Source organism: Haloarcula sp. JP-L23 (assembly GCF_011602445.1).
GTDB lineage: Archaea > Halobacteriota > Halobacteria > Halobacteriales > Haloarculaceae > Haloarcula > Haloarcula pellucida.
In genome coordinates this window covers 441,182-453,131 of sequence record NZ_CP050014.1, presented here as the reverse complement: position 1 = coordinate 453,131, position 11,950 = coordinate 441,182, and the positions used below count along the sequence as shown (strand labels likewise).

The window sequence follows — 11,950 nt, the reverse complement described above, 5'->3', positions numbered from 1 at the left end:
GACAGTCTGCCCTTCGGCGCCATGAACCCACCGCTCGGGAGGTCGACGAAGCCGCCAGTGGCTCCGGAGCGTGTGACACCAGCACACGGGGCGACGCCGGACGCGACGCGCTTTTTGCCGTCCAACGAGAACGCCTGTCTATGTCTGCTGTCGCGGAGAAGATGGCTGCCGCCCGGGAGGACCTCGCATCGCGAGACGGCGTGGTGGTCGCGTTCTCCGGCGGGGTCGACTCGAGCGTGGTCGCGGCGCTGGCCTACGACGCCCTCGGGGACGACGCCGTCGCCTGTACCGCAAAGTCCGAGACCCTACCCGCCGAGGAACTGCAAGACGCCACCCGCGTCGCCGAGGAGATCGGCATCCGTCACGAAATCGTGGAGTTCTCCGAACTCGACAGCGACGAGTTCATCCAGAACGACGACATGCGTTGTTACCACTGTCGTTCGATGCGTCTGGGCGCCATGTACGACCGCGCCCGCGAACTGGATATCGACGTCGTCTGTGACGGCACCAACGCCTCTGACGTGGGCGAGGGCCACCGCCCCGGCCTGCGCGCCGTCGACGAACTCGACGCGTACTCGCCGCTCTTAGAGCAGGACATCGAGAAAGAGGAGGTCCGGGAAATCGCCCGCGAGTACGACCTCTCGGTGGCCGATAAGCCGTCGATGGCCTGCCTGTCCTCGCGCATTCCGACCGGCCTCGAAGTGACCGAGGAGCGCCTCTCCCGCGTCGAGAAGGCCGAACGGCTCCTGCGGACGTGGGGCTTCGAGCAGTTCCGGGTCCGCGACCACGACGGCCTCGCCCGCATCGAGGTCGGCGAGGACGAACTGGAGACGGCGCTGGACCCCGACTTCGTCCGGGCGGCCCGCGACCACGTCGAGGACTGCGGGTTCGACCACGTGACCTTAGACCTCCACGGCTACCAGACGGGGAGCGTCAGCCCGGAGGACGAGGAGAGCGAGGAGGACGTCGTCTCGAACGTCTTCGACGCCGACTATCCGACCGCCGAGTAACTCACTCGCGCCACGGCCGCGCGCCTTCTGCGACGAGTTCCGCCACCGACCCGTCCAGCCGTAGTTCCGTCACCGAGCAGTTCGGCGGCGAGTGGGCGGTGATAGTCGCCTCCAGCGAGCGATCGGTCACTGCGGCGAGCAGGACTTTGACGACGCCGCCGTGCGTGACGAGCAACACCGTCTCGTCCGGCCCGACCGTCGCGCGCAGGTCGGCCCACGCCGACTCGACGCGGTCACAGAACGCCGCGACGCTCTCGGCGTCCTCCGGCGTGGCGTCGAGTGACGACACGCTCTCCTCGGGGTCGTGGCCGGGGTGGCGCTCGAACAGCGTCTCGGCCAGAAAGCCCTGATAGACGCCGAACCCGCGCTCGCGCCACGCGCTGTCGACGGTCGGGTCGGGCAGTCCCGTCGCGGCCTCGCGGACGTGCTCGGCCGTCTCCCGGGTCCGCCGGAGGTCCGAGGTCACGAGGCGGTCTACCGCTCGCTCGTCGGTGAGCCACGACCCCAGCGTCCGCGCTTGCTCGCGACCGCGGTCGGTGAGTCTCGTCGGGGCCCACCCCTGCACCCGTCCCTCGCGGTTCCAGTGTGTCTCGCCGTGCCGGGCTACGAGAACGGTCGCCACGCGATGGTCACTCCTGTGTCTCGGCGGGGTTCTCGCTACTGCCGTCGCCGCCGCGGCGGTAGCGTGCGACCAGCAGGCCGCCCTCGAACAGGACGACGAGCGCGGCCGCGACGCCGACGGCGGCCGTCGTCGCAAGGCCGAACTGGTTGATGAGGCGGAACAGCGTCGGGTCGGGGCTAGAGAGGTAGCCGACGACGATGGCCACGGTCCAGACCGGCAGGCGGACCGTCCGAAGGCCGCGCCAGAGCTTCACGCTGCCGTAGTAGTTCTTGTTGAGGTAGGCCGTCAGTTCGAACAGCACGATGAGGCCGCCACCGACGAGTATCGGCGGGGCCAGTCCGACCTCAGCGAGCGCGCTCGTGACACTTGCGGGCAACCGGCCGTAGTACCCCGTCGGCACCGGTGCGGGGCTGAGGACGTACCCGACCAGCGCGAACAGGAGGTAGGCGTAGGGCCGCCGGTTCGCGAGGTCCTCGGCCGTCGGAACGGGCGAACTGCTGCCCGTCCACTTCAGCAGGAGGAGCGTCCCCTCGAAGAGGCCGATCATCGTCACGGCGACCATCAGCGGCGCCATCCCCGTCGGGTCGGGGCTGAAGACGAACGCGATGGCGGCGAACGCCCCCCAGAAGTAGAGGCGGCGGTCGACGAGCCACCGTCTGGTCGTGACGCCCATCATGATGGCGAGCATCACGAACAGCGGAATCTGGAACACCAGCGCGAAGAAACCCAGCATCAGGATGATGAGGTTGAACGTCTCACCGAGGCCGAAGGCGAGGTCGGCGGCCCGGTCGGAGTAGGTGATGAAGTAGTCGAACATCGCCCGCAGGACGGCGAAGTACGCGAAGCCGACGCCGATGGCGGCCAGCACCAGACTCGTCGGGACCGCCGCGAGGTAGTAGCGCCGCTCGCGGGGGTACAGCCCCGGACGCATGAACAGGTACGTCTCGTAGACGAACACCGGTAAGGCGGCGATAAAGCCGACTAACGAGGCGACCTTCAGGCGCGCGAGGATTAGCGCGAGCGGGCTGTAGACGTGCGGACAGTCCGCACCGGAGACGGTGCTCTCACCGCCCGGCTGGGCCTCGACGGCGAACTGGCCACACGCCTCGGCCGGGCCGTCGAGGAAGGAGTACCAGAGGAAGTTGATGAGTTCGTCCGACGCCGGAAGCGTAAGCACCGCGACGGCGGCCATCACGCCGACGACGATGAACAGGCGCGTCGCCATCTCCTCGACGTGGTCGGCCAGCGGCATCTCCTCGTCGTCGGGTGCGCCGCCGATGCCGGCCTCGTCGTCGGGGTCGTACCCCGGTGCACCGGCGCCCGCCTCCGATCCGGGCGACCCACCAGTCGGCGAGGGCGTGGCCGGGATACCCCAATCAGTGGGGACGTCCGCCGGCGTGGCGGCGGCAATCTCCGTGGGGTCGCGGTCGAACAACCCGGCACGGGTCGGTCCCGGGAGGCCGTGTGCCCCCGCCGTCGCCTCGTGGCCGCCGACGGGTCTGTCACCCGGGCCGCTCACGTCGCCCGTGGCGTCGGAGGTATCGTCGACTTCCTCGTCGGCGTCGGAGGCGTCGTCACTGCCCTCGTTCGGGCCTGTATCGTCCGGCTGGCCGTACGGGTCGTGGCCGCGTTCCTCGGGGTGGACGTCGCTGTCGCTCCGGCCCTCCGAGGACAGCAGCGGGTCTTCGGGCCGTGGGCGGTCGTCGTCTGCGTCACCGTCCACCATCTATCTGGGAGCGGTTTGGCGGTTGGTAGTTGTAAACTTTCTTTTCGAGCGGCCCCGCTCGCCGCCGAACGCCCCTGATGAACAAATTGATAACGCAGAATCGGCTACCCTCACGGAAGATGGCGAGTGCAATCGACGAGGACACGGTCCAGACGGTCCAGAGCGGCCGTGCGACGCTGGGTGCGATGCTCAGCACCGCCCAGACCCACCTCCAGAAGGTGTTCATCGTCTTCGTCGTCGGGATGATCGGGACCATCATGGCCCTGCAGTACGGGGTCTGGGACCGACTCAAACAGGACCTACTGTACTCCCAGATGGACCTCACGACGCAGGAGGCGACCGACATCGTCGCCGTCACGCCGTTCGACGTCATCCTCCTACAGGTGAAGATAGGGGCCGTCGTCGGCATCCTCATGTCGCTCCCCCTGCTCGTCTACTTCGGCCGCGACGGGTTGCGACGCCGCGGGTGGTGGCCCGCAGAGAAGATTCCGCTCTGGAAGGGTGCGCTGTTCGTGGTCGTCAGTCTGGGTCTGTTCGCCGCCGGCGTCGCCTACGCCTACGAACTGTTCTTCCCGCTGATGTTCAACTTCCTCGCCGGCAACGCCGACGCCGCCGGGTTCCTCCCCCAGTACTCCATCGTCAAGTGGGCCCAGTTCGTCTTCCTGCTGGCGGCCTCCTTCGGACTGGCCGCGCAGTTACCGCTGATGATGACGGTCCTCTCGTACACGGGCATCGTCCCCTACGAGACGTTCCGCGAGAAGTGGCGCTACGCCGTCATCGCCATCTTCGGCTTCGGCGCGCTGTTCTCGCCGCCGGACCCGTTCACCCAGATCATGTGGGCTGCCCCGCTGTGTGGTCTCTACGGGCTGAGTCTCGCCCTCTCGAAACTCGCGGTGACGGTCAAACGCTCCAGCGACCTCGTCAGCACTCGCCGGGTCGCCGTCGAGCACTGGAACACCGTCCTCGGGTCGGCCGTCCTCGTCGGCGGCCTGACCTACTACGTGCTGACGACCAGCGCGTTCCAGTACGTACAGGCCGTAGAGGCGTTCGCCGCACAGTACTCGACCCGGCTCACCGGGAACCTCGCCCGACCCGAACTGTTCGGCCTCTCCGTCGAGGGGACGGCCCTCTTGCTGGCCGCGGTGTTCGGGTCGTTCGCGACCGTCGCCGTCGTCTACTACCACGTCCTGCAAGCGCTCGACCAGAACGCGGTCGGGCCCGGCCGTCGGCACGGCGACCCGACGGCCATCGACATCGACGAACTCAGCGCCGCTGCTATCGAGGTCGCGCCGCCGGAAGCCTTCGAAGAGATGACCGAGGAGGAGGCACTGGCCCACGCAGACACCGCCCTCTCCGAAGAGAACCAGGAGAAGGCACAGTTGATTCTGGACCGCTGGGACATGGCCCACGAGGGCGACCCCGAGGGGGCGGCGGCCGCCGAGAGCACGGACGGCGAGGGAGACACCGAGGACGAAGAGGGCGTCCTCACGTCGACGACGGCCGGGATGGTCAACGCTTTCACCGAAGAGGAGACCACAGAGGACGACGTCGGCGGCTACTACTACGACATCCGCTTCATCTTCGACTCCATCGCCTCGAAGGCGTTCTGGATACTGGGTGTGTTCGGCCTCGTGCTGTCGGCGGCGTTCCTGTTCCTCTATCAGGGCGGTATCGGTCGCATCCAGCGCATCTTCGTCAGCCGCCTCCCCGAGGGGATGGCCGAGGGCGTCAACATCGTGACGTTGCATCCGGTCGAACACCTCGTGTTCATCGTCAAGTTCTCGACCATCCTCGGATTCATCTCCGTCGTCCCCCTGCTGCTGTACTTCGCGTGGCCGGCGATGCGCGAACGCGGCCTCGTCGTCGGCGACCGGAACGTCCTCCTCGTCTGGGGCGGGACGCTGTTCGTGGCGCTCATCGGTGGGAGTCTGCTCGGGTTCCTCTACGTCGCCCCGATGACCATCTCGGCCATCGCCTACGACCAGTTGCAGGCCAACATGGTCATCGCCTACCGCATCAGCAAGTTCGGGTGGCTGGTGTTCTTCCTCACCATCGGCATCGGCTTGCTGGCGGAGATTCCGGTGACGATGTTCCTGTTCCACCGTGCGGGCATCGTCCCGTTCCACCTGATGTACGGGCGCTGGCGAGAGGTGGTCATCGGTATCGTCGCCCTCTCGGCCGTCCTCTCGCCGAACGGCATCTTCACGATGTTCATCGTCGGCATCCCGACGGCGGCGGCCTACCTACTGGGCCTCGGTATCCTCTGGGTGTACACGCTCGGCGGCCGCCGGACGCCGAAAAACCGGAGCGAACCGGCCGACTGAGACGACGAGGCGACCGATTTAAGCACGGCTGTCGGTATTCTGTGGATATGCCCAAGATAAGCGTCGAGGTGCCCGCGGAACTGTTGGAAGACCTCGACGACCACGTCGGCGAGGAGGGGAAGTTCGTCAACCGGAGCGAGGCCATCCGCGCCTCCATCCGGAAGACGCTCGACATGTTAGACGACATCGACGAGCGACAGGGACGACTCGACGATGAGCAGTAGCGGCGAGCACCCGATTCGGGTCGGCCTCGTCGCCCTGTTCGTGACGGCGCTGGTCGTCTCGCAGGTCACGGCGTCGAAACTGCTGGCCGTCGGCCTCCCGTTCTCCCTGCCCGTTGCCGGCGAGACGCTTGTCCTCCCCGGCGCGGCGCTGGCCTACGCCCTGACGTTCTTCGCCTCCGATTGTTACGCCGAACTGTACGGCCGCCGGGCCGCCACCGTCGTCGTCAACGTCGGCTTCCTGATGAACTTCGTCCTGCTGGCGCTGGTCTGGAGCACGATTCTCGCGCCCGGCCTGCCCGCCGCGGCCCAACCGGTCGACCCGACGGCGTTCCGGAACGTGCTCGCGGCGAGCACCGGCATCGTCGTCGCCAGCCTCGGCGCGTACGTCGTCAGCCAGAACCTCGACGTGTTCGTCTTCCACGCACTGCGCGACGCCACCGACGGCGAGGCGCTGTGGCTTCGGAACGTCGGGTCGACGGCGACCAGCCAACTCGTCGATACGGTCATCTTCATCGGCGTCGGGTTCGTCCTGTTTCAGGGCGTTTCCCTGTCGGCGGCGCTGTCGCTCGTCGTCGGGCAGTACCTCCTGAAACTGCTCATCGCCCTGCTGGACACGCCGTTCGTCTACGCCGTCGTCGCGCTGGCCGACATCGAGGACGACGAGGACGAGGCCGCGCCGGCGGTGCAGTAAGGGCTCGCTACTCGGCCGGCTGAGCGAACGCGTACCGCGGTTTCACGTCGTCGACGCGCACCTCTAGCGTCTCGCCTTCCTCGACGCCGCTGACGAACAGCGTGAAGTTCTCCACCTTGGCGATGCCGTCGCCCTCCTCGCCGACGTCCTCGATGGTCACCTCGACCACCTCGCCCTCGCGGACGGGGGCCGTGAGGCGGTGTTTCGCGACGAGGTACAGTTCCGAAGACGAGTCGCGCGAGGCGTCGGGGCGGACCTCGCGGACGTACTCGAACTCCGGTTCGATGTCGGCCTTCAGGTCGTCGAGGTCCTGTCCGTCGAACACCTTCGCGGCGAAGTCCCCGCCCGACGAGAGCAGATCCGTCGCCACCTCGAAGGCCTGCCGGACGAGGTGGACCGACCGGGCGTGGTCTAAGTCGTACTCGCCGGTCATGTTCGGCGCCATGTCCGAGAGGACCACGTCCACGGGACCGCCGAGTTCGTCGGCGTCGCCGCCGACGACTTCGCGGACCTCGTCTTTGGTGCTGTCCTCGGTCATATCCCCGCGGACGTACTCGACGGTCGGCTCCGGGTCCGAGAGCGGGTCGATGCGCTGGCGGTCGACGCCGACGACGGTGCCCCGTTCGCCGACGCGTTCGGCGGCCACCTGTAGCCAGCCACCGGGTGCGGCACCGAGGTCCACGACGGTTCGGCCCTCACCGAGCAGTCCGGCAGTCTCGTCCAGTTGTTGGAGTTTGTAGGCCGACCGGGCCCGATACCCCTCCTGTTTGGCTCTGTTGTAGTAGTCGTCCTTCCGGCTCATTTGTTGCCTATCGTACCCGTCCGAGCGGTTTACGCGTGTCGCTGTGCCCGAGATGAGACACGGGGTACCATTCCACACCCGAACACGTTCATCTCCCTTCCTACGCCGTGAGAACCCGTCTCAGGTCCTGAGAGCTCCCTTTCTGGTATATGTGTGGCCCGGACGGAGATACACCTGCAACGGAGGTCCCACTCATGTCATCCATTCCGACGGCGACGCGGCGTCGCGTGTTGCAGGCGCTGGGTGTCGGTACGGCCGCCATCGCCGGTTGTGCCGGTGCCCCTGGTGCCGAGACCGAACAGCCCACCGAACGGACCACCCCACAGGAGCCAAGCATGAACCCCGCAAAGCAGACTGACGTCGACCGTATCGCCGCGGACCCCACCGACATCCCGGACCCCATCGACCGGTCGGAGCCGAAGACGGTGTCGGTCGAGATGACGACGAAAGAGCAGGTCGCGGAAGTCGAACCCGGCGTCACGTACACGTACATGACCTTCGACGGGCAGGTTCCGGGGCCAATGATTCGAGTCCGCCGCGGCGACACCGTCGAGTTGACCATCACTAACGAGGCGGGCAACTCGATGCCCCACAACATCGACCTGCACGCCGTCCGTGGTCCGGGTGGCGGCGCCGAGGCGTCGATGGTCACGCCCGGCCAGACCAAGACCTTCAGGTTCAAGGCCACCTACCCCGGGAGTTTCATCTACCACTGTGCGGTCCCGAACCTCGACATGCACATCTCCTCGGGGATGTTCGGCATGATACTGGTCGAACCGAAGGAAGGCCTGCCGGAGGTGGACCACGAGTTCTACTTCGGCCAGCACGAACTGTACACGAAGGGCGAGGCCGGCGAAGAGGGCCACCACGACTTCGACATCGAGTCGATGAAGGCCGAGGACCCGACCTACGTCCTCATGAACGGTGAGAAGTACGGCATCACGCCCGACGGCTACGGTGCCCCGAGCATGAACGTCGGGGAGACGGCCCGCGTGTACTTCGCCGTCGGCGGTCCCAACCTCGACTCGGCGTTCCACCCTATCGGCTCCGTGTGGGACGAGGTCTGGCCGCAGGGCGCCACCGCCAGCGAGCCCCACCGCTTCGTCCAGACGACGCCGGTCAAACCCGGCTCGACGGTGGTCGCGACGCTGCACGCCGAGGTGCCCGGCCCCATCAAACTGGTCGACCACGCCCTCTCCCGGGTCGCCCGCAAGGGCATGATGGCGGTCATCAACCGCGAGGGCAAGGCCAACCCCGAGGTGTTCCAGCCAGAGGGCTGACCGACTGACGAGCCACGCCACCCGTTTCAGTCGCTCTGTCGGTCGCGATACGCGCTGACGACCGACTCGCATCGGGAACGTACGACGCGAGTGAGCATCGAGGGCTTTGCCGGGTCCACACGCCGTCGTCTGTGTCCTCCCCGCTACTACACTCGCGGCCTGAGTGTGCAGGCTCCCGGTCGAGTCGTGGTCCGTGACCGGCACGTGCTGACTCGTCGGGGCGGCCGCGGTGCCGGCCGAACTGAGGGGTCGCACGCGCACGCGGAGTCAATGAGGGACTTTTTAATGCATGGGGGCGTAGCCGGGTTCAAGATGTTCAACGCCATCGTGAGTGCGGACACGCTCCAATCGGCTCTCGATTCAGTGAGCGTGCTGGTGGACGAGTGTAAGATCCACCTCGAAGAAGACGGGCTTGAGATTCGGGCGGTGGACCCGGCCAACGTCGGGATGGTCGATCTGCGACTGGAAGCCGCTGCCTTCGAGTCCTACGAGACCGACGGCGGCCTCATCGGCGTCAACCTCTCCCGACTGGAGGACATCGCCGGCATGGCCGACGCCGGCCAGTTGGTCCACCTCGAACTCGACGAGGAGACCCGGAAACTCCACATCGCCATCGACGGGCTAGAGTACACACTGGCTCTCATCGACCCCGACTCCATCCGACAGGAACCCGACCTCCCGGATCTGGACCTCTCTGCTCACATCGTCATCGAGGGGAAAGACATCGACCGGGCGGTCACCGCTGCCGACATGGTCAGCGACCACATCGCGCTGGGTGTCGACGCCACCGACGAACTGTTCTACGTCGACGCCGAGGGGGACACGGACGACGTCCACCTCGAACTGACACGGGACGACCTCATCGACCTCACCGCCGGGAACGCCCACTCGCTGTTCTCACTCGACTACCTGAAGAACATGAACAAAGCCATCCCGAAAGACGCCGAAGTCGAGATGGAACTGGGCGAGGAGTTCCCCGTCAAGATGCACTTCAACTTCGCCGAAGGCGAGGGCCGGGTCACCTACATGCTGGCCCCGCGCATCCAGAGCGAGTAACGACTCAGTCTGCTGTCTTCGTCTGTCCCCCACCGCCTGCGATGGCCTATCGACGCCCTCTCTGGCCGTCTCGGGTCCGACGAGCGTCTGACGTACCGTTTTGTGGGGGCGGGACCAACGCCCACCCATGGAGAGTCTCGGAGACGCATATAGCGGTGATTCCCGCTTTGCGGGGCGTGATCCCCGCCGCGTCTACGCTGGCGCTGCCCTCGGCGTGCTGGGAGCGCTAGCCGTCGTCGTCGCCGTCCTCGTGGTGACGACGCCGCTGTCGACCGTCCTCGGCGTGAGCGACCTCCGGGCCGCCGAGAAACTCGCCGGGACGCTGGGTGGACTGGGTATCCCTGCGATGTTCCTCTCGGTCGTCGCCGTGCTCCCGTCCTCGACGCGCGAACAGGTCGGCGTCGTTCTCGGAACGGGCCTCTGTCTGGTCGGTATCGGTCTCTTCCAGCGGGCGTACCCCCACCGCTGGACGACCGGCGCCGAGACGATGGCCTTCGAGACGACGATGGCGTACTTCCTCGGGGCCGGTCTCGCGTTCTGGTTCGTCTTCACCGCCATGACGAGTTTCCGGGCCCGGAACAACCCACAGGGGATGGTCCGACTGGAACTCACCCAGCAGGGCGAGTCGAAGACGGTGCAGGTCTCCCCCGAGGAGTACCGTCGCTACGCGAAGGCCATCCGGAGCGACGGCGGCGAGACCGAGGAGATTATTCGGGAGCTAGAGTCCCGGGCAGAGGACTGAGTTAGCTCTCGGTGGTCGTGTCGTCCGCCGTCTCCGTCTCGGTCGTCTCCTCGCTCTCTACCTCCTCGACCTCGACGTCTTTGCCGGCGACGCCGCTCTCGCTGATGACCGGCAGGAGGTTGTAGCCGTTGGGTCCTTTCTCGACGACGTTGATGTCGAAGACGAACTCGACGGCCTCGTCCGCGACGATTTCGAACGGTTTGACGATCTGGAGTTTCTCGCTGGGCACCTTCACCGGGACTGCCTCGCCGTCGACGACGCCCTCGACGTCGCTGACGTACAGTTCGACCTTGCTGTAACGCCCGGTCTCCAACTCGCCGTCGAGGACGCCGATGGCCTTCTCGCCGACCACTTCGGTCAGGTCGACGGTCGGGCTGTCGAGGTCGAACACTTCGAAGCCGCCGTCGCCGTCACCGGCGTCGGCGTCCGTCTCGTCTTCGCCCGTCTCCTCGCCGCTGTCCGCTTCATCGTCCGCCGCTTCGTCGGGTTCCTCGGTTTCGGTTTCCGTTTCTTCGCCGTCCGTTTCCTCGGTTTCGCTCACCGCGGTCTCAGTCTCGTCGGCCTTCGCCCGGAAGACCCGTGCCCTATCGAAGGTCACGTCCAGCGAGTCGAAATCGCCGATGTCGGCGGGCCGGTCGCTGATGAGGAGGCGGAACGTCCCCGTCGTCGACGATGCCGTCACCGTGCTGTCTGTCGCGTCGCCGTCGGTGCTGCCGCCACCACTCTGGCCGCCACACCCGGCGACGAACGAGACGCCGACTGCGGTGGTCGTACTGATGAATGTCCGTCGGTCCATACACACCCGTCGTCCCCATGTTCGTATATAAAGCACCGTTCGTTCAGGCTCGTGACGGCGGTTGAACAGAATAAACGCTCGACGTGAACGGTTTTTGTCGCTGCGGGTCGACGGTCCGACAATGGCAAACTCGAACGCGAAGGGGGACCGACGTGAGCGGGAGTTGGTCAACGCCTTAGACGAGGCCGGGTTCGCGGTGATGCGAGCGCCGGCCAGCGGCAGCGCCACCGAACGAGAACTCCCGGACGTGCTGACCGGCGACGGCGAGACGTTCTACGCCATCGAGGCCAAATCCAGCGCCGGCGACCCCATCTATCTGACCGGCGAGGAGGTCGAGGCGTTGCTGTTCTTCGCGCGGAACTTCGGCGCGAAACCCCGTATCGCAGTGCGATTCGACCGCGAGGACTGGTACTTCTTCCACCCCGGCGACCTCTATACGACCGACGGCGGGAACTACCGCGTCAAGAAGGAGACGGCCCTCTCCGAGGGTACCGACTTCGAGGAGTTGGTCGGCCACTCCGAGAAGGTCACACTCGACGAGGTGGCCGACGACGGCCCCGACGCGGCCGTACTGGACGTCCTCTCTGCGTTCGAGCGCGGCGACCTAGAGAAAGAAGAGGCGGCGGCGATGCTGGAGTAGCGAGGTGTCGAACGGAGTGCGACACCTCGAAGCGACG

At 66.5% G+C, this 11,950-nt stretch carries 12 protein-coding genes; 8 read left to right on the top strand and 4 right to left on the bottom strand.

Annotated features, from left to right (window positions below; all coding sequences use genetic code 11):
* The first annotated feature begins 140 nt into the window (after nt 1-140).
* Nucleotides 141-1,010 (top strand): ATP-dependent sacrificial sulfur transferase LarE, encoded by an 870-nt coding sequence (gene larE, locus G9465_RS02205; protein WP_166967127.1) that lies wholly within the window; start codon nt 141-143, stop codon nt 1,008-1,010.
* 1 nt (nt 1,011) lies between these two features.
* Here the strand turns inward: larE and G9465_RS02200 are convergent, their stop codons facing one another.
* Together G9465_RS02200 and G9465_RS02195 are read right to left on the bottom strand one after the other, a co-directional pair.
* Nucleotides 1,012-1,632, bottom strand: coding sequence for a histidine phosphatase family protein (locus G9465_RS02200; protein ID WP_166967125.1), 621 nt, complete (start codon nt 1,630-1,632; stop codon nt 1,012-1,014).
* A gap of 7 nt (nt 1,633-1,639) precedes the next feature.
* Nucleotides 1,640-3,358: a twin-arginine translocase subunit TatC gene (locus G9465_RS02195; protein ID WP_166967123.1), complete on the bottom strand. Its 1,719-nt coding sequence runs from the start codon at nt 3,356-3,358 to the stop codon at nt 1,640-1,642.
* A gap of 119 nt (nt 3,359-3,477) precedes the next feature.
* On the opposite strand from G9465_RS02195, the gene G9465_RS02190 reads away from it, so the two are divergent.
* Genes G9465_RS02190 through G9465_RS02180 form a run of 3 tightly spaced genes read left to right on the top strand, consistent with a single transcriptional unit; the run spans nt 3,478 to nt 6,597 of the window.
* Nucleotides 3,478-5,682, top strand: a complete 2,205-nt coding sequence (locus G9465_RS02190; RefSeq protein ID WP_166967121.1) for a twin-arginine translocase subunit TatC — start codon at nt 3,478-3,480, stop codon at nt 5,680-5,682.
* Between the two features lie 47 nt (nt 5,683-5,729).
* Nucleotides 5,730-5,906 carry a ribbon-helix-helix domain-containing protein gene (locus G9465_RS02185; protein ID WP_166967119.1) on the top strand — a complete coding sequence of 59 codons (177 nt, stop codon included), beginning with the start codon at nt 5,730-5,732 and terminating at the stop codon, nt 5,904-5,906.
* Entirely contained in the window at nt 5,896-6,597 is a 702-nt protein-coding gene (locus G9465_RS02180) for a queuosine precursor transporter (protein ID WP_166967117.1), read from the top strand. Before G9465_RS02185 ends, G9465_RS02180 begins: the two co-directional genes overlap by 11 nt.
* Nucleotides 6,598-6,604: 7 nt before the next feature.
* Here G9465_RS02180 and G9465_RS02175 read toward each other — a convergent pair whose 3' ends face one another.
* Entirely contained in the window at nt 6,605-7,399 is a 795-nt protein-coding gene (locus G9465_RS02175; RefSeq protein ID WP_166967115.1) for a 23S rRNA (uridine(2552)-2'-O)-methyltransferase, read from the bottom strand.
* A gap of 194 nt (nt 7,400-7,593) precedes the next feature.
* On the opposite strand from G9465_RS02175, the gene nirK reads away from it, so the two are divergent.
* The 3 genes from nirK (at nt 7,594) to G9465_RS02160 (ending at nt 10,477) form a co-directional block, all read left to right on the top strand.
* The gene (gene nirK / locus G9465_RS02170; protein WP_166967113.1) at nt 7,594-8,679 is read left to right on the top strand and encodes a copper-containing nitrite reductase; all 1,086 of its coding nucleotides are present in this window, start codon (nt 7,594-7,596) and stop codon (nt 8,677-8,679) included.
* A gap of 312 nt (nt 8,680-8,991) precedes the next feature.
* The gene (locus G9465_RS02165; protein ID WP_166972857.1) at nt 8,992-9,735 is read left to right on the top strand and encodes a DNA polymerase sliding clamp; all 744 of its coding nucleotides are present in this window, start codon (nt 8,992-8,994) and stop codon (nt 9,733-9,735) included.
* 127 nt (nt 9,736-9,862) lie between these two features.
* A complete protein-coding gene (locus G9465_RS02160) occupies nt 9,863-10,477 on the top strand; it encodes a hypothetical protein (RefSeq protein WP_166967111.1) in 615 nt (204 codons plus the stop codon).
* A 1-nt stretch (nt 10,478) separates the two neighbouring features.
* Here the strand turns inward: G9465_RS02160 and G9465_RS02155 are convergent, their stop codons facing one another.
* The gene (locus G9465_RS02155; RefSeq protein ID WP_166967109.1) at nt 10,479-11,273 is read right to left on the bottom strand and encodes a DUF4382 domain-containing protein; all 795 of its coding nucleotides are present in this window, start codon (nt 11,271-11,273) and stop codon (nt 10,479-10,481) included.
* A gap of 121 nt (nt 11,274-11,394) precedes the next feature.
* On the opposite strand from G9465_RS02155, the gene hjc reads away from it, so the two are divergent.
* Nucleotides 11,395-11,913, top strand: a complete 519-nt coding sequence (gene hjc / locus G9465_RS02150) for a Holliday junction resolvase Hjc (protein WP_166967107.1) — start codon at nt 11,395-11,397, stop codon at nt 11,911-11,913.
* The last annotated feature ends 37 nt before the right edge of the window (nt 11,914-11,950 follow it).